This window comes from Actinopolymorpha alba DSM 45243 (assembly GCF_000373925.1).
GTDB classification, from domain to species: Bacteria; Actinomycetota; Actinomycetes; order Propionibacteriales; family Actinopolymorphaceae; genus Actinopolymorpha; species Actinopolymorpha alba.
In genome coordinates this window covers 19,755-41,301 of sequence record NZ_KB892792.1, presented here as the reverse complement: position 1 = coordinate 41,301, position 21,547 = coordinate 19,755, and the positions used below count along the sequence as shown (strand labels likewise).

The following is a 21,547-nucleotide window of genomic DNA, read 5'->3' as shown; positions in this document are numbered from 1 at the left end:
AGGTGCCCGAGCCGGCCGTAGCAGGCGCGCAGCCAGTGATGCTGGGACGGGTAACCCAACAGAACCTGGGCAACCGCCAAACAGACCAGCTCGGCATCAGTCAGTCTCTTCGGCCGACCCGGCGTCCGCTGGTGCGCCTCCACCACGTGATCATCGATGTACACATACAGTGCGGTCAGGAGGGTATCGAGGTTGTTCGTCACAAAACGACATCGATACCCTCCGCCGCGTCAAGATCCCAGCAGCCACACCGAACAGAGTTAGGAATCACTCGTCTAGTCGTTTCCATACTCGTCTTCGAAGTAGTCGCTGGTGTCCCCGAAAGTGGCTGGCAGTCCAGCTTCCCATGAGGGGTCAGGGGGAGAACGACACGGCGCCGTCAGCCCATCGCGAACCCCAATTGGCTGGCGCGGGTGGCTTCCTGGCTTGTAGCGTGCCGTTTCGCCGCATTGTCCACCGAGCTGGAAGGGGCATTGACGTGGCCGACGCCAAGCCAGGGGACGTGGACAGCCTCATCCCGCCGGATCTCGCGGACAGGATCCGGTCGTATTACTCCGATGGCGCAGCCTGGCTGCAGGAACTGCCCGACCTGATCGCGACCTGTGTCACCAGGTGGGACCTTACGTTGCTTCCCGCGTTCGCCTCAGGCGGTGATTCGAGCTGGACCGCTCCGGTGAAGCTGAGCTCTGGTGAGATGGCGGTACTCCAGATCACCGTGCCGATGCCCGTAACCCATGATCACGTCACTGCCCTGCGGGCCTGGGGAGGCCGGGGCGCGGTGAGGCTCTTCGCTCATGACCCGGCGATCCGGGCCACGTTGATGGAGCTGTGTATCCCGGGCACCGACGCCGCGGACCTGTCTCCGGCCGACGCGGATGACGTCGCCGCCGAGGTCCTCCCGCAGTTGTGGGCGGCCGAGGTTCCTGCTTCGGATAGCGTGGAAACCCTCGCCAGGAACTGTGTCACCCATGCGCAGCTCATGGAGGAGCGTGCCGACCAGTTTGGTGACGTTGTTGATCCCGGGCCATTTCGCGAGGCCGCCCAGCTGTACACCTCCCTACCTGCCGCATCGGGTCGCACTGTCCTGCTTCATGGCGACTTCCATCGGCGCAACGTTCTGCTGTCCCAGCGCGGTTGGCTGGCCATCGACCCCTCCTCGATGGCGGGCGACCCATCGTCCGATGCCGCGAGGTTCCTCCAACACGACTGGCACGAGGCTGAAACCACCGCGCGAGTTGATGCCCTGGCGGACCGGCTCGGACTCGAGCGACATCGGACTCGGGCCTGGCTGTTCGCCCAAGCAACCCAGGCGGGGTCCTGGTTCCTGTCAATCGGAGACAAGGCGATGCACGACGCGTTCATACGCGCCGCATCCATCCTGCTGTGATCCGGACTCTGTACGGTCGCCTTCGGCCGCCCGGTGAACCCGAGGACGGCGCCCCGGCGCCGCCCGCAAGGGCGGTAGCCGGGCGGTGCGCCGCGTCAGCGGCGCCTTGAATCTGCACAGGTCAGTTCAGCAGACACGAGTGATGGTTGACGCTGCCCTACTCCCCGCGCGACGGCGATGGCAAAGTGAACCGCTGAGGGTCGCCTGATGTCCCTGCCCAAGGTTCGTCCAATTACGACCCTCAGCGGAGACTCACCGTAGCGTGGCAGCGCTGATCAACTCAAACGTCTGTTCGATCAGGCATAGCTGCTGCTGAGCCTGTGGACAGCGCAGGCAGGCGCCAGCCAAGATCAGGCATCCTGGTCCACCTACCGGGCGAAGCCACCCTCGCCGCGGCCGGCCGCACCTACGGGAGGTGGGGCGGAACGTCGGAAGGCCCCCGGACTTCGAGCGCCCCGACCGCGATGCGGCGGGGCGCTCAAGCTTGCGGCGGGTCTCTGTCCGTGCCGACGGCCGGACCAACTGTGTGGATCAGACTCGGGCGGCGCGGGCAACGATGAGCCATGCATAGACGCGATCGAGGTCAAGGCCGGCCCGGTCGGTGAGGTGCTTGGCGACGTCGGTTGGCGGTGCAAGCCTGGCGGCTTTCAGCGCGAGGACGGCTGCGTCGTAGGCGACATCGCCGAGCATGCCTCGCGGGTCGATGAGGTAGAGCCGGCCTCCGCGAGCCTGGAGGACGTTTCCCCAGGAGGTGTCGCCGTGGCAGATGCCTGTGTCCGCTGGATTGCTAGTCAGGCTGTCGAGGATCCGCAGCGCTTCCCGCCGCGCTTCGGGCGAGACGGGCCCAAGGCTCGCTGCTGTGTCGCTGAGGTGGTCGGCATGAAGTCGTTTACGCAGCCAGGTGGAGAGCCGGGGCACGTCAGGAATCGGTACGTCACACACGATCATCGGACGGATGACTGCGGCTAGGGCATCAACCGGTGGCGCCGCGAGCTCGAGGTCGGTCAGTGCCGTACCGGGAAGCACCTGGTCCATGACCGTCCACGTGCCGGCCCTGGTGACCCTCACCTCGTGAAGCCTTGGTGCGATCCCGAGGTCGGCCAGCGTGCTCGCCACCATTGCCTGGTTCGGCCCAGCCGGGTCGGGGCTCGCGCGAATGATGAGCGCCTGCCCCGAAGCGTCTGCTGCGACTACGAAGCCGTACCTGGCAGGAAGGACGCGGATAGGTCTTGCGCGGTGCCGCCCGCACACATCGTGCAGTTCCTCCAGGACTTGCTCTGCCCAATCGTTCCCAGCATCTGGCCACTCTTCGCGGACGGCGACCGCGACGTTCGCCGGGACGGCGATGGGTTCGGCGCTCGTCACGTCTGCTCCAGAGCGGCTTCGACGGTGCCCATGTCGTCAATGACCGCTTCGGCGCCGGCCTCGGTAAGCGCCGGCCCTCGGAAGTCGCCTTTGGAGAAACCAATGGCGCGTACGCCTGCCACGCGGGATGCCTGCATGTCGGCCACGGAGTCGCCGATCAGAACGCAATCATCGGCCCGAACGTCTAGCCCCTGTACTGCCTGTTCGACTGCCCAGGGGTGCGGTTTCAGCCGCCCGGGGTCGGCATATGCCCGCCCAACGATCAGAGCTATCTCGTCTGCCAGTCCGTGCAGTGCGAGGTAGCGGCTGATGGCCGCTCCTGAGTTGTTGCTGACGATCGCGACGGGGCGTCCCGTGCGAACCGCGGCTTTGATCACCACGTCGGCGTGCGCTGTGGGCTTGGCCGATTCCACGGCTCTCGTCTCTTCAGCCGTTAGGGCGTCGTCGACGGCTCCGGCATGCTGGGGATGGTGTTCCCCAATCCAGCTCAAAAGCTTCAACGGGTCCCGGTTCGGAGCGAACTCGGCCATCGGGCCGAGGCCACGGTCAGCCAACAGGCGACGCAGCTGCGAGGCGACGGCTGAAGCCGGGCGACCCGCGAAGACCCCGCACACGGGCCCGTCGAAATCGAGGAGGATCGCCTTGCTGGCCCGAACCAACTCGGCGGCCGTCATAGCTTGTAGACCTGGGCGAGTGTCGTCCACACCGACTCGAACCATGCCCGCGCCTCCTGTACGTAGCGCGGACCGTTGGATGTGTCGTCTTCGCTGGTGGTGAAGTGGAAGAGCGATGCATCCTTTCCGAGCACGTCGTAGATGGGTACCGACTCGCCATCAAGCGTCACCGGGTGTTCGGTGATGGAGTAGAAGCCGAAGAAGGCTTCCTCGTTGTTGAGGACGTACAGCTTGAAGAGTGGCGGAAGCTGATGGGCTCGCACTTCAGCTGAGGCGGACTTGACTAGGCCGAGGTCCGCAAGGCCGCATGCACGGCTACGCGGGTTTCCGCGAACTCGACCGGCAGGAGTGCCTGCGCCTACCCGCCCTCGTCCCGATCGGGCGGCTCGTCTACACCGACCGGGCGCTGCCGGCCGTCCTCCCGGTCATTCACCCTGGACCACGACTTCGCCGTACTCGTGCGGACGTCCGCCACCTCCCGCATCGCCGTGACCGCGGCGGGTAACACCTGGGGTCTGGGCCGGATCTGGGCGCGGCTGCCCATCGTCCGCCAGCAGCGGTGGCTGATCTGACACCCGACCGAATGCGCCGGCGGCCTTGCCCGCCGGCGCATTCACGCGTTCTGACCACTCGCTGCCGCGGTGCCAGAACCGCGAGCCGTCGGCGCGGGCCGCTAGCCTGCGCGAGGTGCGGGTGGGTACTGACGAAACCAGACTGATCGTTGTCCGCGGCAACTCCGGATCGGGGAAGAGCACGATCGCCCGGGCGATCCGCTCGGCGTACGGCAGAGGCGTCGCCTGGGTGAGCCAGGACATCCTTCGCCGGGTCGTTCTCAGGGTCCATGACACGCCGGGCAACCCGGCGATCGGACTCATCGACCTCGCTGCTCGGCACGCCCTCGACCACGGCTACCACGTGGTGCTCGACGGCATCCTGAGCGCCGAGCGGTACGGCACGATGCTCGCCGGACTCCATGCCGACCACCGTGGCGTCTCGCTCTTCTACTACCTCGACGTCTCGTTCGACGAGACCGCCCGCCGCCACGCCACCCGACCGGAGGCCAGCGAATTCACCGTCACCCAGATGCGGGAGTGGTACGAACGCCGTGACCTGCTGCCGTCGGTCGCCGAGCGGGTGGTCGACGAGTCCACCTCGCTCGCTGACACGGTCGCCCTGATCCTCGCCGAGTCGGCGCTGCTGGACCTGCGAGCGGCCGCCGAACGCTGATGGTGATCCGCATGAGCATCTCCTCTGACCATAGTTGACACTGGCCAGTCGACCCTGGATAGTCAGTTCTAACTAAACGACTATCGGGGAGGTGCCGGATGGCGCGGCGGAAGGTCGGCAACCTGCTGGCGCTGGCGGTGTTGACGTACCTGAGTCAGCGTCCGATGCATCCGTACGAGCTGAGCCGGACGTTGCGCGACAACCGGGATGTACGCAGCATCAAGTTCAACCACGGCTCGCTGTACATGGTGGTGCAGCAACTCGAACGGGCGGGATTCGTCGCCGCGCAGGAGACGACCCGCGAGGGACAGCGCCCTGAGCGCACCGTCTACGCACTCACGGACGCGGGCCGGGCGGAGCTGCACGACTGGTTGCGCGAGCTCGTCGAGCAGCCGCGGTATGAGTTCCCGAGTTTTGTCGCCGCGTTGTCCGTCATCGGCGTGCTGGCACCCGATGAGGTTGTCGACCTGCTTCATCGGCGAAGCGCGCGGCTCGCGGACCAGCGCAAGGAGATCCTCGCCGAGATTGATCAGGCGCATGCCGCCGATGTCCACCCGCTGTTTGTGATCGAGGAGGACTACCGGCTTGCGATCGTCGACACGGAGATCGCGTTCGTCGAGCGGTTCGTCGACCGCATCACCAATCCTCAGGACGGTTGGGGTCCGTTGTGGGCCGAGTTCCACCGCCAGCGCAAAGCCCACACCGAGAGCACTGAGAACACCTGGACTAATGAAGGGGAGTCATGACACACGTGCGTACCGCACTGATTGTCGGCGGTGGCGTCGCCGGGCCGGTCACCGCGATCGCCCTGCAGAAGGCAGGCATCGAGCCGGTGATCTACGAGGCCCGCTCCACAGCGCCGACCACCGGAGCCTTTCTTACCCTCGGCTCCAACGGCATCGACGCGCTGCGCGTCCTCGGCGCGGACACCGCCGCCTTGGCCGCGGGGTTCCCGACGCCGCGAATCGTGCTACGTAGCGGCACTGGCAAGCGGCTGGGCGAGACCCGCACCGGGCTCACCCCGCCAGACGGAACCACAAGCCACACTCTGACCCGTGCCGACCTGTACCGCGCGCTGCACGAGCAGGCAGAGGCCCGCGGAGTGCGGGTCGAGTTCGACCGACGCATGGTCGCGGCCGAGGAGACAAGCGACGGTGTCCGAGTGAAGTTCGCCGACGGCAGCGAGGCATTTGGCGACCTCCTCGTCGGCTGCGACGGCGTACACTCCACGACCCGCAGAATCATCGACCCTGATGCCCCCGCCCCTACCTACGCCGGCCTGCTCAACGCCGGCGGCTACGTGCGTGGCGCGCGAATGGATGCCGAGCCCGGCAGCTACGAGATGATCTTCGGCAAGCGCGCCTTCTTCGGCCACGTCGTGGCGCCTGGCGGTGACGTGTGGTGGTTCGCCAACCTGCCGCGCCGCGACGAGCCCGCCCGCAGCGAGCTCGAGGCGATCAGCGAAGGCCAGCTGCGGCGGCAGTTGGCCGCGGCCTTCGCCGACGATGAGGGTCCCGCACTCCGGCTCATCGACGCCACGTCCGAAATCACCCCGCTGACCGCCGTACACACCCTCCCACGCCTACCCCGGTGGCACACCGACCGGATCGTCGTCCTCGGCGACGCCGCGCACGCCCCATCGCCAAGCTCAGGGCAGGGCGCTTCGCTGAGCATCGAGGACGCGATCGTGCTGGCCAAATGCCTGCGCGACGCACCCACCCCGCGCGAAGCGCTGGCCAGCTTCGAGGCTGTTCGCAGGCCGCGCGCCGAGGCGATCATCAAATGGGCAGCCCGAGTCAACAACGCCAAGGCAGCCGGGCCAGTCGGCCGAGTCATCCGCGACGCGATGACCCCCTTGTTCCTCAGTCTCACCGCCAACAGCAAGTCACACCAGCAGACCTACAACTTCCACATCGACTGGGACACCGTGGCTGTGGGAGCCAGTTCGCCGTCCTTGAAGTCGGCGGGCTCAGACGGACCATAGTGCGGAGAGAGGCGCGGGGAGGCAATCGATGGCATCTCGTACGTACACGTTCTAGCAGAAGCGGCGACACAACGCGTTCTGACGTGTGCTGCGAAACGGGACAGTGGAGACTTTTCCGTGTCCTGACCCGGAAAAGTCTCCACTGCCTACCTCGGTTGTTGGTTTGGGTATCAGTCAACCTGGGCGGCGGCCTATTCAATGGGACCGTGGATCGTTTAGTGAACCTTTACAAGGGGTTACGGAAAGCAATTCATGGCTACACAAAATTACATTCATGGGAGCCTTCGAATGGGCTCTTTCGGGCGGGGTTTTGTCGGTGGTCGCCGATAGCTTTCTACCTATGGATGTCACGACTGGCGCCCCACCCACGCAGCCACTGCGTGGGTTGCTGGATATGGTCCAGGACGGGCTTGCTCAGGCGTTGAACTCCCCTGTCTGGTCACGTACGGACGCCGAGTCTGCTGACGGGCTGGAGCAGGTGCACCAGATCGTCGCTATGGCTGAGGCCTTGCGGCTGCGGCTCATCCACGACGCTGACACGCGCGAACTCGCCTCCCAGGCGGGTGCCACATCGACGGCGGCGTGGCTGCGGCACAAGCTGAAGCTGCACCCCTCCGCTGTCGGCGCGGATGTGAAGCTGGCCAAAGCATTGGAGACCAACCTTCAGGCCACCGGCCAGGCCCTTGCCGCGGGCCGGATCTCGGCGCTTCACGCCAAGATCATCCGCGAGTCGATCAACCTGCTCCCCAAGGACATCAGCGACGACCAGAAACGCGAGGGCGAAGCGCGTCTACTGCAGTTGGCGACCCAGCACGACCCGAAAGAGCTACGGCAGCTGGGGATCCACCTGTACGAGACGATCGACCCCGAAGATGCCGAACGGCGGCTGGGCGAGCAACTGGAACGAGAGCGGAAGCGGGCGGAGCAGAAGCGATCGATCACGTTCTCCCACTCCGGCCCAGGTTTGCAGTCCGCCCGCGTTCAACTGCCGGTTGATGAGATGGCACGGCTCAAAGCACTGCTCGACCCACTGGCGCGGCCACGGAAGACCGACGCGAACGGACCCGACACCCGCACCGCCTCCCGCCGACTGGGCGACGCCTTCGTCGAACTCCTCGACCTCACATTGGCGGCGGGAGAGGCACCCACCCGGGGTGGGACGAAGCCACAGATCATCATCACCATGACACTGGCCCAACTCGTCACCGGGATCGGCTACGCCACCCTCGACAGCGGCGAGCAAATCTCGGCTGAAACCGCGAGACTCCTGGCCTGCGATGCCGACGTCATTCCCGCCGTTCTCGACGGCAAAGGTCAGGTGCTGGACCTGGGACGTACGACCCGCTTCTTCACCGCCGCCCAACGCCACGCCCTAGGCATCCGCGACAGCATGGAATGCAACTTCCCGGCGCGCGACCGCCCCGCCAAATGGTGCGATGCCCACCACATAACCCATTGGGCAGACGGAGGCCTCACCGATCTCAACAACGACGTCCTCCTCTGCGGAGCCCACCACAACCTCATCCACAACAGCGACTGGCAAGCCCGCACGGGACCAAACGGCAGACCCGAATACATACCCCCACCCTGGATCGACATCAACCAACACCCCATCCGCACCTAATAACTACAGCCGCAGATCGTGATACTGGTGTCGCCGGTATCGGCTCCAGCGTTCGGTGTGCCACTGGTCCCAGACCGCCACATCATGCACCTCGCGCGGCCCATCAGCGCGCCCAACATTCTCTCCCACCAACCCCCACCCACCAACCCGCCACGCCCCAGAACCCTTAGCAACAAGGGAACTCAGCCAAGGTCACGATCTACGGCTGCAGTACTATGCATGCGGACGATCGCGTGATTATGTGTAGTGCCCGTCTGGGAACAGTTGTCGCCGTTACCTGAAGGGAATCCGCAGCATGAACCCGATGGACATGGCCCGAGCCGAACGCACAGATCTGGCAACGTTCCTGAAGACGCTCACCCCGGATCAGTGGGATAGTCCGACCTTGTGCAGCCGCTGGTCGGTCCGCGATGTCGTCTCCCACATGATCAGCTACGAGGAACACAACATGGCCGACCTCATTCGCCGACTGCGGACGGCGAAGTTTCGACTCGGCCGCCTCAACGATGTGGCGATGGCCGAGTACAGGCATCTTCAGCCAGCTGAACTGATTGGCTTTCTCCATGGCCATCTGACACCCACTGGCAGCACAGCCGGGTTCAGCGGTGGCGTCGGTCTGGTAGACGCATTGATCCATCACCAGGACATTCGACGGCCACTCGGCCTGCAGCGCACGATCCCCGCCGAACGTCTCCGCTATGCACTGCCCTTCGCGACGAAGGCGCCACCACTCCGCGGGTTCTGGCACGCCCGAGGCACTCGACTCATCGCCACCGATCTCGACTGGAGCTACGGCCGGGGTCCTGAGGCTCGTGGCACCGCCGAAGCGGTCCTCATGGTGCTTGCCGGGCGCCCGACCGTAGCTCAGGAACTGACCGGACCGGGTGCCGCAGTCCTCCAACGACGACTTGATCGGTGATTCGTTCGGGCGCCGTCACGGCGACCCTTGGCACGCTGTGGCCGGTGGCCCGACGCAACCGATGAGACGTTCGACGATGTGCTGGTCACCGTCGAGGTGCACGGCGCCTGCGTGAAGGGCGTCGGCGAGGGGTAGCCGGTCGAAGATCAGTGCCGCCCAGACCTCGCGGCTGGTGCGAATCACGGCCGACGGCTGGTTCGGTGCTCCCCGGCTCAGGCCCATCCGGCCTTCATGAACATGGATGTGGAAGACGTCTGCCCCCAGCTGCAGCTCCGCGTCCAGGGCGAGGTCCCCTGCCGCGTCCGGGTCGAACAGGGACTTGAGGGCGAGGACCTGCGAGTCGACGCTCATGGGTGCGCCAATCGGCAAAACCGGTGAACGGCTACCCCAGCGGCCGAGGTGGACAAGGAGCGGCTCAAGCTGCCTGCCCCATTCGGTCAGCTCGTACACCTGGGCGCCGACCGGCGGCGGCATCGTTCGTCGCCGCAGCACCCCGGCGTTTTCGAGCTCACGCAGGCGCTGCGCCAACAGATTGCCGCTGATCCGGTGGATCCCGACTCGCAAATCCGCGAAGCGCTTCGGGCCGAGCAGCAGCTCACGCACGACCAGCAACGCCCAACGCTCGCCAACAAGATCCAACGCGTGCGCCGCAGCGCACCCTTCGCCATAACTACGCCGAGCTTCCACACAACGCAGGCTACCCCATTAGTTAGACAACATGACTTCATGGTTGTGAAACCTAACCGCGATGGTCTACGGTCAACGACTATGAGCCACACCGAGGAGGGACTGCCACATGAGCAACGTTGCGTCCGCTGATGGCACGCTCATCGACTACACCTGTCAGGGAGCCGGCCCGGCGGTCATCCTGGTCGCCGGTGGCCTGGACGACGGGTCAGAGAACGCGCCCCTGGCCGTGGAACTGTCCAAGGACTTCACCGTCTACAACTACGCCCGGCGTGGCACGGGCAAGAGCGGTGACACACCGCCGTGGTCGATGGAGCGCGAGCTGGAGGATCTCGACGCAGTCATCGCGCTGGCCGGAGGGTCCGCGCACGTGTACGGCGTGTCGGCAGGCGGAGGACTGGCATTGGAAGCGGCTGCCGCTGGAGCATCGATCACCCGGCTCGCTGTCTACGAGGTGCCGTACAACACCGCCGATGACGCGCCGCAACGCCAGAAGGCCTACTTCGACGAGCTGGACGCGCTGCTCGCGGACGGCCGTCGAGGTGACGCGCTTCGCCTGTTCATGCGTACCGCAGGCGGATCCGAGGAGGACATCGCAGGTGCCGCGGCATCGCCGATGTGGCCCGCTCTCGAAGACCTCGCGCACACGCTGTCGCGCGGCTTCGGTACCTTAGGGCCGCCGCCAGTCGCTCGACTCGCCACCATCACCCAGCCGACCCTCGTCGCCATCGGCGGAGGGTACGACCCGCACACCAGTGGGCTCGGGTCAGACTTCTTCCCCCGGGCCGCGGACGCTATCACCGCGAGCATCCCGCACGCCCACCAACTCGTCGTCGAGGGCCAGACACACATGGTAGACGCGAAAGCGATGGCACCAATCCTGACGAGCTTCTTCAGCGGTTGAACCAGCCTGGGTTGTCTGGATGCTCGACCTGGATCCAGACCAGCTCGCCGTCTGGTCCGGGCGGCGGGCGCGCTCATAGGCGTCTTCGTCGGGCCGATAGCGGGAGTCGAATTGGCGACGCAGAGCGTCAGGGTTTGGGTCGTCAGCCCACAGAGCGTCCCGGATGACCATGCGTTCGCGTCGAAGGTTTGTAGCGGCGTACACCCAGATCCGCAGATCCCAGAGACCGTCCAGTTCCGGCTCGGCGAGCAGCATGGCACCGTCGACCACTGCGACCGAGCGGTCCGGTACGGCAAGCCGCGGCCGGTCAAGCAGCGAGCGGCGAGTCCACCCATCCCAAGAGCCTGTGCGCACCAGTCGGTCACCGCCTGGGCCGAGCGGATGCAGAAGTTCCCGCCGCAACGCGGCCCGATCCCAGACCGCTCCGATCCCGCCTACACCTCAGGAGTTCCATCACCCGGTCGGCCAGATCGCAGATGACGGTCTGCCGGGCGGCCGTGGGGCTACCTTCTGACCGAGGCGGCACGGCCTCCCGATCACCCGCCGAACGAACTCCCATCGGAGTGATCCACGACCCGACCGGTAGCCCGCGGCCGAGCGCCACCGCGTCGTGGGCGACCCACTCCTCCGGCGTTGCCGGATCCGACAGCAGCCGGGTCAGCCCAGCCGCGAGTTCGGCTCGCTCGGCGGCCGACCAGCCGAGGTGATCCAGTAGTGGCTCAGCCGCGGCAATGTCTGGACCGAATGGTTGGAGGCAGGCCAGGGCCCAGATCAGATCCCAGCGCGACGCTACCAGGCTCAACGGGTGGATCGGGTTGACAAGTTATATCCACACTCGAATACTCGACGTAGAGTATTCGAGTCAAGAACGGTCGTTGAACCGGGGAACCACCCCTTCGAGCCGGAACGTGGAGCGGAAGCATGACGCGACGCAAGGTCTCCAACCCTCTGGCGCTCGCGGTGCTCTCGCTCCTCCGCGAGCGGCCGATGCATCCCTACGAGATGTCCCGGACACTGCGGCAGCGCAACAAGGAGGGCAGCATCAGGCTCAACTACGGTTCCCTCTATTCGGTCGTCGACAAGCTCATGACCCATGGCCTGATCGAGAGCCAGGAGACGGTTCGCGAAGGGCAGCGGCCTGAACGCACGATCTACCGCGCGACCCCCGCCGGCCAGGCGGAGTTCGAGGACTGGCTCGCCGAACTTCTGAGTACGCCGGTCAAGGAGTACACGCAGTTCGAGGCCGGACTCTCCCTGCTGCCGGGTCTGCCGCCAGACGAGGTGGCGAACCTTCTGGAGCGGCGCTGCGAGCACCTCGAGGAGACGCTCGCCGCCTCCGACGCGGTCCTTGGTCCCGGCGGGGCGGACCTCCCCCGGCTGTACTGGATCGAATGGGACTACGTCCGCGCCCACCTCGAGACTGACCTGGCGTGGACCCGCCGACTTGTCCGCGACATCCGGGACGGTTCGCTGGAGGGCATCGGGGAGTGGCGAAGGTTCCATACGACCGACGCCGACTCCGATGCTCGGCTTACCAGCGGCGAAAACCCTGCACCAGAAGGCGATCCAGCCTCCCAGACGCCCCGACCGCCCAGGAAGGCGAACGCAAGGAAAGCCACGTAGGCGTACGACATACAAAGAGGCCTCGGCCGGGTGCGGCAACACCCAGCCGAGGCCAGGATCCCCAGATCGGTCCGCTCCCCGCAAAAGGAACCTCGCGACCCGAAGAACGCACTGTCACTGTAGAACGCCCGGCACCCGGTTGGCATCGGCGCCACCTTCGCGGCCGGACGCTTCACCGGCGAGGCCGCCGATGCGCGGGACGGACCATCCCTACCGAAACCACGGGAAGGTTCACCCACCATGTCCAACCACCCGGGTCTCCTGGCGTCCCCGCGCGACGCGGCGCCAGGCTCCCGCCCGCCATCCACCTCCGCGACCTCGTGAAAACCTACGCCGGCAAGGTCCGGGCTCTGGCCGGCATCAGCTTCACGGTCGAGACCGGCACGATCTTCGGCCTGCTCGGCCCGAACGGCGCCGGAAAGTCCACCACCGTCAAGATCCTCACCACGCTCTCCCGCCCCGACAGCGGGTCAGCCGAGGTGGCCGGCATCGACGTACTCCAACAACCCGACCAGGTCCGCCGGCTGATCGGTTACGTTTCCCAGAAGCCGCAGTTCGACCCCGAGGCGACCGCACGGGAGAACCTCCACCTGCAAGGCCGCCTTTACGGCGTACCCCATCGCGAGCTCAGGTCCCGAAGCCAAGCCCTGCTTGACCATTTCGGGTTGGGCAAGGTCGCCAGCCGGCAGGCCCGCGGCTACTCCGGCGGGATGCAACGCAAGCTTGACGTGGCGCTCGGACTGATCCATCGGCCGAAGGTGTTGTTCCTGGACGAGCCAACCACCGGGCTGGACCCTGAGGCACGCGCAAGCATGTGGAGCGAGATCTCACGGCTGGCCGCCGACGAGGACGTCACCATCCTGCTCACCACCCACTACCTCGACGAGGCCGACCAACTCGCAAGCCAACTGGCGATCATCGACCACGGCCGGTTGGTCGCGCAGGGAAGCCCCAACGATCTCAAGAGTGAGCTCCGCGGTGACGCGATCCAGGTCGAGCTCACGCAAGCCGGGGTTGACGATCACGTTCGTACGACACTCGTGCGGCTCGGCGGGGTCCGCGAGATCGTGGTGGAGGGTACGACCGTGCGCGCCCGGGTCGACCATGGCGCGAGTGCCGTGCCCGGCGTGCTCGCCGCTCTGGAGTCCGCCGGCGTGGCAGTCACGTCGGTGACGATCTCCCGCCCCTCCCTCGATGACGTCTATCTACGGTACGCCGGACGACCGTTCGGCGACGACAGCCACCACCAGGCACAGGCCAGCGCGACAACGGAGATGGAGGTTCCCGGTGAGTGAACGCAGCATCCAACACAACGCGAGCGCGGCGCTTGTCCAGGCGGGCAACCTCACCTTGCGGGAGGTCCGCGCGCTGATGCGGCAGCCTTTCTACATCGCGGTGACGCTCGTCCAGCCCATGGTGTGGCTCCTGCTGTTCGGGCAGCTTTTCAAGCGGGTGGTGGAGATTCCGGGTTTCGGAGGAGGCTCCTACATCGGCTTCATGACACCCGGCATCGTCGTCATGACCGCGCTTTTCGCCAGCGCCTGGACCGGCATGGGCCTGATCGACGACATGGAACGCGGCGTCATGAATCGCCTGCTCGTGTCACCGACCAAGCGGGGCGCGATCCTGACAGGCAAGCTGGCCCACATCGCGGTCAGTCTCGCTGTCCAGGCGCTCATCGTCGTTCTCGTCGGCGTCGCATTGGGTGCGAGATACGACGGCGGAGTTATCGGTGTGCTCATGACGATCGTCGCCGCGGTCCTGCTCGCCATCGGGTTCGGGTCGTTCTCCTGCACGGTCGCGCTGCTGGTACGGCAACGCGAATCCCTGATCGCGGTCGCGCAGTTCTTCACCCTGCCGTTGTCCTTCCTGTCCTCGGCCCTCGTGGCAGAAAGCGTCGCACCGGGCTGGATCCGAAGCGTCGCGAGGTTCAATCCGGTCGACTGGGCGGTGTCGGTCAGCCGGGGCGCACTGTCGGCCGACCCCGACTGGGGCGACGTCCTCGCTCATTGCGGCTACCTGGTGATCATGGCGGGCGTCCTCGCCTGGCTCGCCACCCGCGCGTTCACCGCCTACCGACGATCGGTCTGAAGGGTGTGCGCGGCGGCCCTGCCGATCGCTCGCTGCTGATCGGCACCTTCCGCACCGCGAACCGCTCTGTCACCCTGGGCGGGTGAACCAGGGCTACGACTTCGACCTCGCGGTGATCGGCTCCGGGCCTGGCGGCCAGAAGGCGGCGATCATGGCCGCCAAGCTCGGCAAGCGGGTGTGCGTGATCGAGCGCACCCAGATGATCGGCGGGGTGTGCCTGCAGACCGGCACCATCCCGTCCAAGACGATGCGCGAGGCTGTGGTCTATCTCACCGGGTTGCAGATGCGCGAGCTGTACGGCGCGTCGTACCGAGTGAAGAGCGACATCGCGATCACCGACCTCACCAGCCGACTGCAGCACGTAGTCGGGCGCGAGATCGAGGTGATCCGGTCCCAACTGATGCGCAACCACATCGAGCTGATCGCCGGCACCGGACGGTTCGTCGACCCGCACACCCTCGCCGTCCAGGGCGAAGGCAGCACCGGTGATCGTACGGTCACCGCCGACATCATCGTCGTCGCGACCGGCACCACCCCGGCGCGTCCGCCCCACATCGAGTTCGACGGCGTCCGGGTGCTCGACTCCGACCAGATCCTCACCCTGGAAAGGGTTCCCGACTCGCTGGTGGTGGTCGGGGCCGGCGTGATCGGGGTGGAGTACGCCTCCATCTTCGCCGCCCTCGGCACCCGGGTGACGCTGGTGGAGAAGCGGCCGCAGATTCTCGACTTCTGCGACCCCGAGATTGTCGAATCGCTCAAGTTCCACCTGCGCGACCTGGGCATGTCGTTCCGGTTCGGCGAGGAGGTCGCGTCGGTCGCCAGCTCCGGGCGCGGCACGATCACCACCCTCGCCTCCGGCAAGCGGATCGCCGCCGAGGTGGTGATGTACTCCGCCGGCCGGCAGGGGAACACCGCCGCGCTCGGGCTGGACCAGGCCGGCCTGACCGCGGACCAGCGCGGGCGTCTGCGGGTCGACGGCGACTACCGTACGACGGTCCCGCACATCTACGCCGTCGGCGACGTCATCGGTTTCCCGGCGCTGGCAGCGACCTCGATGGACCAGGGTCGGCTCGCCGCCGCGCACGCCTTCGGTGAGCCGGCCAACGAGCTGCACCACCTGCAGCCGATCGGCATCTACACCATCCCGGAGATCTCCTACTGCGGCCGGACCGAGTTACAACTCACCGACGAAGCGGTGCCGTTCGAGGTCGGCATCTCGCGCTATCGGGAACTCGCCCGCGGGCAGATCGTCGGCGATTCGTACGGCATGCTGAAACTGATCGTGCACACCGAAACTCGGGAGATCCTCGGCGTGCACGTGTTCGGCACCGCCGCCACCGAACTTGTGCACATCGGCCAGGCGATCATGGGCTGCGGCGGCACCGTCGACTACCTGGTCGACACCGTCCTCAACTACCCGACGCTGTCCGAGGCCTACAAGGTCGCCGCCCTCGACGTGGCCAACAAACTGCGCGCCGTCGAGCGACTGACGGTCGAGGGCGTCATCGGGGCGTGCTGACCGATCCACGCTTGATCAGTCGGCACGGCAGTTCCACCACGGTGTCGACCGGGGCGGGGTCGTCTTCCTCGACGGCCCGGAGCAGCAACCGCACGGCCTGCTCGCCGATCTCCCGGTGTGGCAGGGCGAGGGTGGTGATGCCGGGGACGGATACGGGGGCGACGTTCGGGTCGTCGTCGTACCCGACGACCGACACGTCGTCGGGCACCTGCAGCCCGAGCCGGTACGCCGCCATGATCACCCCGAGCGCCACCCGGTCGTTGGCACACAGGATCCCGGTGGGCCGGTCGGGTGCGTCCAGCACCTGGGTTCCGGCCTGGTAGCCGGCGGTGATGTCCCAACCGGCGGGGATCATCCTGCACTCGACCCCGGTGGTGTCGACCACCGAGCGCAGGCCCCGGTTACGCAGGTCCACCGCGATCCCGTCGGTGCCGGTGAGCGCGGCGATCCGGCGATGGCCGTGATCGACCAGCACCTGGGCCGCGGCGCCGCCGCCGGACACCTCGTCGGCGACGACCGCGGCCACCTGGCGGCCGGTGGGCAGCGCGTTCGCCAGCAGCCCCGGCATCGTCGTGAACTGATCCGGTACCGGATAACTCGTCATGGACATCGCGGCGAAGAGCCATCCGTCGACCTGGCGGTCGGCCAGGGTGGCGTACGAGGTGCGCTCCCGGTCCGAATCGTTCTGGGTGTCGATGATCAACAGCACGTACCCGGCCGCCATCGCGGCGTCCGTGGCCCCGGCGAGCAGCGCGCCCGCGTGTGCAGAGGTCGCGATCCAGTCGGTGACCACCCCGAGGGTGTGCGTCTGCCGGTTACGCAGCGAACGCGCAACCCGGTCCGGCGCGTAGTGCAACTCGGCGGCAGCGCTTCGGATGGCGTCCTGCTTCTCCGCGGAGATCATCTTGTCCCCGTGTCCGTTGAGCACCATCGACACCGCGCTGCGGGATACTCCCGCCAGCCGCGCCACATCCCTGGCGGTCGCCTTGTGCCGCTTGGCCACCTTCTCCCCGTCCGGTCGGTGGGAGCGCCGTGCCGGCCCGCAGCGTCCCCAAGGGGTCTCAGGGCTGCCGGAGTTCGCGGATCTCGGTCGCTCCGTGGATCGCGAATTCGACGCCGTGCTCAGGGTACGCGCGGGTCGTCCAGCTCTGGGCGTCGTCCGTGAACGCCTCGACCAGACTGCCATCGACCAGCACCCGCGTGACCGAGAGGTCGGCAGGCCAACACGGCGCGCCGCCCAGCGTGAGACGCAGCGCGCTCCCAACCGCCTCGAAAGCGGCCGGGAGTGGGGCGCCGGCGGCGACTTCGGCGTGGCGCAGCGCGGCGAGCTCCCGAGCAGGGGCCAGCCGGGGGGCCTCCCCCGCCCAGGACACCTCGCGCGGGAAGGTCAGCACGCCCTGCCAGCCGGCCGCGGCCACCTGCTCGGCGGTCCGCTCGAGTTCCCACGACCAGCCCCAGCACAGCACCCGGCCGTCGACCGCGACCAGCTGCGGGGCATAGAAGGCCGGGCCTGCGTCGAGGACCCCCGCGTGCCGCGGCGTGAACGTCAGCGAATCGCCGGCGGTGATGAGGTCGCCGTGGATCCAGGCCACGTTCGCCGCCCGCAGCTGTCCTTCCCCCTCGGGCCGCAGCGGCGAGACGACGAGCAGCCAGCCGTCGTCGAGCGGGACGAGATTGGGACACTCCCAGATGACGGCCCCCGCCGCCTCGGCGACGATCGGATGGTCTGCCCGCAGCAGGCTGCCAAGCTCGGTCCAGCGGGTCAGATCGTCGCAGGCATAGAGCAGGATCTCGCCTACGCCGCCGCGGGCGCCGGCGCCTTGGACCGCGAAGCGCCGCTCGCCGACGGTGAAGACGTACGGGTCGCGCACGTCGGTGATCGCCGGATCGGCGGGCATGCCCATGACCGCGGTCGCCTCGGGCGTGATCCGCTCGAGGGCGCGGTCGCCGCGGGCCAGCACGACCTGCGCGCCGGACCGATCGGCGACGGCCGTATAGACCAGGGTCGGGGTGCCATGGTCGTCGACCAGACACCCAGACCAGCAGCCCGCCGCGTCGATGCCGCCCGGCCGGGGCGCGAGCGCCACGGGCCGGGTCGTCCACCGCACCAGGTCGGGAGAGGTCATGTGGCCCCAGTGCACGTTGGCGTGCACCGGCTCGTCTGGGTTGTATTGATAGAAGACGTGCCACGTCCCGTCGATCCGGCCGACCCCGTTGGGATCGTTGAGCCAGCCCGACGCCGGACGGCCGTGCAGCCGCGGGAAAATCCGGTCGTCATCGGGCACGGCCGATGCCGGCGCCGAGCCGGCGGTCAGATCCGTCACTTGCCACTCCCTGCTGTAAGTCCCTCGCGCAGCGGCCGGTTACCGATGATGAAGACCGCGAGGGCAGGCAGCATGGAGAGGACGACACCAGCGAGCACGGTGGCGACGCTCCCAGTACCAAGATTGCCCTGCAGGGTCACCAGACCGAGCGGAAGGGTGAAGTTCTCCTCGCTGATCTCCATGATCAGCGGCCGGAAGAACTCGTTCCAGTGATAGTTGAACGCCAAGATCCCGACGATCGCGAGACCGGGGGCGGAAAGCGGAGCGAAGATCGAGAAGAACGTCCGCACCGGCCCGGCGCCGTCGATCGCGGCCGCCTCACTGAGCTCGGTGGGCAGGCCGAGGAAATACTGCCGCATCAGGAAGGCGCCGAACGCGGTCGGCAGCGTGACGAGCGCGCTGTTCCACACCAGCAGCCACATGTTGACCTGCTTGAACACGTCGCCGTACGCGCCGACCGACAGGAAGCGGGTGTTCGTGGCCTCGTCCAGCGGGGTGATCGAGGTCCACAGGGTCCAGATCACCGGGCCGAGGGTAAGGGCGGCAGCACCGATCAGGAAGGCGTAGCGAGCGACGGTGCGGACGCCACCGGAGGTCCGGACGCGGGGCCGAGGCGGGACATGGCCGGCCCCGACGGTTGCGGTGGTCATGATGCTCCTCAGCCGTAGAAGACGAAGCGACGGGACAGCCGGAACTGCACGGCGGTGACGGCGACGATGATCAGGGTCAGCACGATGCCGATCGCCGACGCCCGGCCGAACTGCAGCTGCTGGAAGGCGGACTCGAAGATCACCATCACCGCGGTGCGGGTGGAGTCACCAGGGCCACCGCGGGTGAGCACGTACGGCTGGTCGAAGATCTGCAGCGCGGAGATCACCGCCATCACCGAGGCAACCAGGATGGTCGGGCTGAGCAACGGCAACGTGATCATGCGGAACTTTCGCCAGCCAGTCGCGCCGTCGATCGAGCACGCCTCGTACACCTCCTTCGGGACGGCCGCCAGGCCGCCGACGAAGAGCAGGAAGGTGAAACCGAAGTTCTGCCACACGTACACCACCAGCACGGTTACCGCGGCAGCCGGAAACCCCGAGGTCAGCCAGCCCACGGCCGGCAGCCCGAGGGTGGTGAGCACCTGGTTGATCAGGCCGAAGTCGCCGTTGAACAGGTAGGCCATGACGAGCGACACCGATGCGGCACTGAGGATCAGCGGGAAGAAGTACGCCGAGCGCAGGATGGTGCGCAACCAGGTCGGCATCGCCGACTGCACCCCGAGGGCGAGCACCAAGGCGATCCCGAGCTGCAGGGTGACGGTCACGATCACGAACCCGAACGTGTTGAGGAACGAGACCCGGACCATCGGGTCGGCCACCAGGTCGACGAAGTTGGCCAGGCCGACAAACTCGGGGGCAGTGATGATGTCCCACCGGAAGAATGCCAGCAGCAGCGAGCCGACGATCGGTACGAAGGTGAACAGCCCCAGACCGATCAGTGTGGGAGCCAGGAAGCCCCAGGTCATCAAGGCCGGGGCACGGGAGCCGCCGCGAGTCGCGGCCGAGGACGCCGTGGCACCGCGCGCCCGGGTGGGGGTGGTACCGGTCGCTGTCACGAATTCCTCCTCAGGGCGAGCGCGAGGTCGCGGTTCAGGATGCTCATCTGGGTCTTGACGTTGGCCGCGCTGCCCGTGACGGCGCCGACGACGTTCTTGATCAAGGCGGACTCGACGGCCGCCTGCTGTGGCGGCGCCGGGATGGGACCGGTGGTGGGGAACCGGTCGAGGGTGTCGTAGAAGACCCGCCAGTGCTTGGGGCCCTTGCCCGCATAGAAGGCGTCGGTCAGCATGGACCGGCGCACCGGGGTCGTGCTGGGCTTGGGGAACGCGAACTTCATGCCCTCCCGCGAGACGCAGAACTTCACCCACTCCCAGGCGGCGTCCTTGCGCTGCGAGGTCCTCATGATCGCGTAACCAGCGGCGCCGAACTGATGCCGTTGGGTCTTCCACTTCGGGAAGAAGGACACGTCGTACGACTCCTGCGACATGCCACCCTCGGACAGGCCCTCCACCCAGAAGCCACCGGCCGGGGTGAGACCGATCTGGCCCTGAGCGAACCGCGCGACCAGCTCGCCGCCACCGCCCTGGGCAGGGGACGACCCGATGCCCTCGGCCACCATCGCGCGGAGGAACTCGAACGTCTCCGCGACCTTGGGGTCCTCTGCGTTGGGCTCGGTCCACTCATAGCCGCCGCCGCGGCCGGTCTCGTGCGGATAGAACCGCGACCAGAACCACTCGCCACCAGAGGCCTTGCGCTCGGTGAGAAAGGAGGTGTCGTTGATGTACAGCCACGGCACCACCCCGCCCCACAGCCGGTTCGTCCAGAAGAACGGGCGGAACGCGCCGGGGTTGGACCTGCCCATCGCCCGCGCGACCGACAAGAAGTCGTCGGTCGTCCAGTCGTCAGCGGGCCGGTCCAGGTTCGCTTTCCGCAATGCACTGGCGTTGTAGTAGAGATTCGCGGCGTTGAAGTCGATCGGCAGCTGGAACAAGCTGCCCTGATACATGAACGCCTCGATCAACGAGGGGTGCACATCGTCGAAGTACTCCCGCAGCACCGCCGCATCGCGCCTGACGTAGGCGTCCAGCGGCTCGGCCAGCCGATCCGCGAACAGTTGAGCACCCTCGGTCGCCACCACGACCACGTCCGGTGGGGTGCCGGCCGCGACCAGGGTGAGGATCTTGGCGAAGAAGTTGCTCCAGTCCTGGCCCTGGACCGGCATGATCCGCACCCGGATGTCCGGGTGGACCTTGTTGAAGGCTGCGACCAGATCGGCGCGAGCAGCCGCGTCCTGGGCCGTACCCAGGATCGCGACCGTGAGCGCGTCCGACCCGCGCCCGGGGATGTCGGCCCCGACCAGTCGTCCGGCCGACAGTGCCGTTCCCACCGCGCCGGCACCGGCCAGCGCGATCAACGCCCGACGGGAAAGTTCCATGTCCACATCCTTGGGTACATGCCTGACACGTGTCAGGTAGTGTGCTCGTGCGCGGCGATTCGGTCAACAGGCTGGCGTCGACGAGCCGGCTGATTCCTGTACGAGTTCCGGGCGCGTCGCCCCAGGGGCCTACTCATTCGGCGCCCACTCCCCTCGCGCCTACTCCTCCGGTGCCTACTCCTCCGGGAGTACGCCGCGGTAGTAGCCGGGGCGGCAGGTGTCTGCGTGCGGAGG

The 21,547-nt window shown here is 67.1% G+C and carries 22 protein-coding genes and 1 pseudogene; 12 read left to right on the top strand and 11 right to left on the bottom strand.

Going from position 1 to position 21,547, the window contains the following annotated elements; all coding sequences use genetic code 11:
- A pseudogene (locus B141_RS51850) lies at nt 1-203 on the bottom strand (hypothetical protein); the annotation flags it as partial.
- A 275-nt stretch (nt 204-478) separates the two neighbouring features.
- On the opposite strand from B141_RS51850, the gene B141_RS43795 reads away from it, so the two are divergent.
- The gene (locus B141_RS43795) at nt 479-1,387 is read left to right on the top strand and encodes an aminoglycoside phosphotransferase family protein (protein WP_020579118.1); all 909 of its coding nucleotides are present in this window, start codon (nt 479-481) and stop codon (nt 1,385-1,387) included.
- 531 nt (nt 1,388-1,918) lie between these two features.
- On the opposite strand, the gene B141_RS0131170 is transcribed toward B141_RS43795, so the two are convergent.
- Genes B141_RS0131170 through B141_RS0131160 form a run of 3 tightly spaced genes read right to left on the bottom strand, consistent with a single transcriptional unit; the run spans nt 1,919 to nt 3,689 of the window.
- Nucleotides 1,919-2,752 (bottom strand): phosphotransferase, encoded by an 834-nt coding sequence (locus B141_RS0131170; RefSeq protein ID WP_020579117.1) that lies wholly within the window; start codon nt 2,750-2,752, stop codon nt 1,919-1,921.
- Entirely contained in the window at nt 2,749-3,426 is a 678-nt protein-coding gene (locus tag B141_RS0131165) for an HAD family hydrolase (protein WP_020579116.1), read from the bottom strand. Before B141_RS0131165 ends, B141_RS0131170 begins: the two co-directional genes overlap by 4 nt.
- Nucleotides 3,423-3,689 (bottom strand): hypothetical protein, encoded by a 267-nt coding sequence (locus tag B141_RS0131160; protein WP_020579115.1) that lies wholly within the window; start codon nt 3,687-3,689, stop codon nt 3,423-3,425. The genes B141_RS0131165 and B141_RS0131160 overlap by 4 nt, the downstream gene beginning before the upstream one ends.
- A 44-nt stretch (nt 3,690-3,733) precedes the next feature.
- Between B141_RS0131160 and B141_RS0131155 the strand changes: the two genes are divergently transcribed.
- The 6 genes from B141_RS0131155 (at nt 3,734) to B141_RS0131130 (ending at nt 9,180) form a co-directional block, all read left to right on the top strand.
- Entirely contained in the window at nt 3,734-3,931 is a 198-nt protein-coding gene (locus B141_RS0131155) for a PNPOx family protein (protein WP_026257714.1), read from the top strand.
- 182 nt (nt 3,932-4,113) lie between these two features.
- Entirely contained in the window at nt 4,114-4,653 is a 540-nt protein-coding gene (locus B141_RS0131150) for a kinase (RefSeq protein WP_026257713.1), read from the top strand.
- Nucleotides 4,654-4,751: 98 nt separating this feature from the next.
- Nucleotides 4,752-5,399, top strand: coding sequence for a PadR family transcriptional regulator (locus B141_RS0131145; RefSeq protein WP_020579113.1), 648 nt, complete (start codon nt 4,752-4,754; stop codon nt 5,397-5,399).
- Entirely contained in the window at nt 5,396-6,637 is a 1,242-nt protein-coding gene (locus B141_RS43790) for an FAD-dependent oxidoreductase (protein WP_020579112.1), read from the top strand. The genes B141_RS0131145 and B141_RS43790 overlap by 4 nt, the downstream gene beginning before the upstream one ends.
- Before the next feature lie 340 nt (nt 6,638-6,977).
- Nucleotides 6,978-8,261: an HNH endonuclease signature motif containing protein gene (locus B141_RS46425; RefSeq protein WP_084678640.1), complete on the top strand. Its 1,284-nt coding sequence runs from the start codon at nt 6,978-6,980 to the stop codon at nt 8,259-8,261.
- Between the two features lie 295 nt (nt 8,262-8,556).
- Complete coding sequence (locus B141_RS0131130) at nt 8,557-9,180, top strand: maleylpyruvate isomerase family mycothiol-dependent enzyme (protein WP_020579110.1); 624 nt, start codon at nt 8,557-8,559, stop codon at nt 9,178-9,180.
- Between the two features lie 15 nt (nt 9,181-9,195).
- On the opposite strand, the gene B141_RS43780 is transcribed toward B141_RS0131130, so the two are convergent.
- Nucleotides 9,196-9,867 carry a winged helix-turn-helix transcriptional regulator gene (locus tag B141_RS43780; protein ID WP_051114231.1) on the bottom strand — a complete coding sequence of 224 codons (672 nt, stop codon included), beginning with the start codon at nt 9,865-9,867 and terminating at the stop codon, nt 9,196-9,198.
- 109 nt (nt 9,868-9,976) lie between these two features.
- Between B141_RS43780 and B141_RS0131120 the strand changes: the two genes are divergently transcribed.
- On the top strand, nt 9,977-10,771 hold the full coding sequence (locus B141_RS0131120; RefSeq protein ID WP_020579108.1) for an alpha/beta fold hydrolase: 795 nt from the start codon (nt 9,977-9,979) through the stop codon (nt 10,769-10,771).
- A 361-nt stretch (nt 10,772-11,132) separates the two neighbouring features.
- Here the strand turns inward: B141_RS0131120 and B141_RS0131115 are convergent, their stop codons facing one another.
- On the bottom strand, nt 11,133-11,573 hold the full coding sequence (locus tag B141_RS0131115) for a hypothetical protein (RefSeq protein ID WP_020579107.1): 441 nt from the start codon (nt 11,571-11,573) through the stop codon (nt 11,133-11,135).
- A gap of 119 nt (nt 11,574-11,692) precedes the next feature.
- Here B141_RS0131115 and B141_RS0131110 point away from each other — a divergent pair, with 119 nt between their 5' ends.
- From B141_RS0131110 to sthA, 4 genes are all read left to right on the top strand, one after another.
- Nucleotides 11,693-12,394: a PadR family transcriptional regulator gene (locus tag B141_RS0131110; protein WP_020579106.1), complete on the top strand. Its 702-nt coding sequence runs from the start codon at nt 11,693-11,695 to the stop codon at nt 12,392-12,394.
- A gap of 320 nt (nt 12,395-12,714) precedes the next feature.
- A complete protein-coding gene (locus tag B141_RS0131105; RefSeq protein WP_020579105.1) occupies nt 12,715-13,689 on the top strand; it encodes an ATP-binding cassette domain-containing protein in 975 nt (324 codons plus the stop codon).
- A complete protein-coding gene (locus B141_RS0131100; protein ID WP_020579104.1) occupies nt 13,682-14,485 on the top strand; it encodes an ABC transporter permease in 804 nt (267 codons plus the stop codon). Before B141_RS0131105 ends, B141_RS0131100 begins: the two co-directional genes overlap by 8 nt.
- Before the next feature lie 82 nt (nt 14,486-14,567).
- Nucleotides 14,568-16,004: a Si-specific NAD(P)(+) transhydrogenase gene (sthA, locus tag B141_RS0131090; protein ID WP_020579103.1), complete on the top strand. Its 1,437-nt coding sequence runs from the start codon at nt 14,568-14,570 to the stop codon at nt 16,002-16,004.
- On the opposite strand, the gene B141_RS0131085 is transcribed toward sthA, so the two are convergent.
- Genes B141_RS0131085 through B141_RS0131065 form a run of 5 tightly spaced genes read right to left on the bottom strand, consistent with a single transcriptional unit; the run spans nt 15,988 to nt 21,313 of the window.
- The gene (locus B141_RS0131085) at nt 15,988-17,007 is read right to left on the bottom strand and encodes a LacI family DNA-binding transcriptional regulator (RefSeq protein WP_020579102.1); all 1,020 of its coding nucleotides are present in this window, start codon (nt 17,005-17,007) and stop codon (nt 15,988-15,990) included. The genes sthA and B141_RS0131085 overlap by 17 nt on opposite strands.
- A gap of 58 nt (nt 17,008-17,065) precedes the next feature.
- Entirely contained in the window at nt 17,066-18,328 is a 1,263-nt protein-coding gene (locus B141_RS43775) for a glycoside hydrolase family 32 protein (RefSeq protein ID WP_020579101.1), read from the bottom strand.
- Nucleotides 18,325-18,978 carry a carbohydrate ABC transporter permease gene (locus B141_RS0131075; RefSeq protein WP_020579100.1) on the bottom strand — a complete coding sequence of 218 codons (654 nt, stop codon included), beginning with the start codon at nt 18,976-18,978 and terminating at the stop codon, nt 18,325-18,327. The genes B141_RS43775 and B141_RS0131075 overlap by 4 nt, the downstream gene beginning before the upstream one ends.
- Before the next feature lie 8 nt (nt 18,979-18,986).
- Nucleotides 18,987-19,934 carry a carbohydrate ABC transporter permease gene (locus B141_RS0131070; protein ID WP_020579099.1) on the bottom strand — a complete coding sequence of 316 codons (948 nt, stop codon included), beginning with the start codon at nt 19,932-19,934 and terminating at the stop codon, nt 18,987-18,989.
- On the bottom strand, nt 19,931-21,313 hold the full coding sequence (locus B141_RS0131065) for an extracellular solute-binding protein (RefSeq protein ID WP_020579098.1): 1,383 nt from the start codon (nt 21,311-21,313) through the stop codon (nt 19,931-19,933). Before B141_RS0131065 ends, B141_RS0131070 begins: the two co-directional genes overlap by 4 nt.
- Nucleotides 21,314-21,547: the final 234 nt, after the last annotated feature.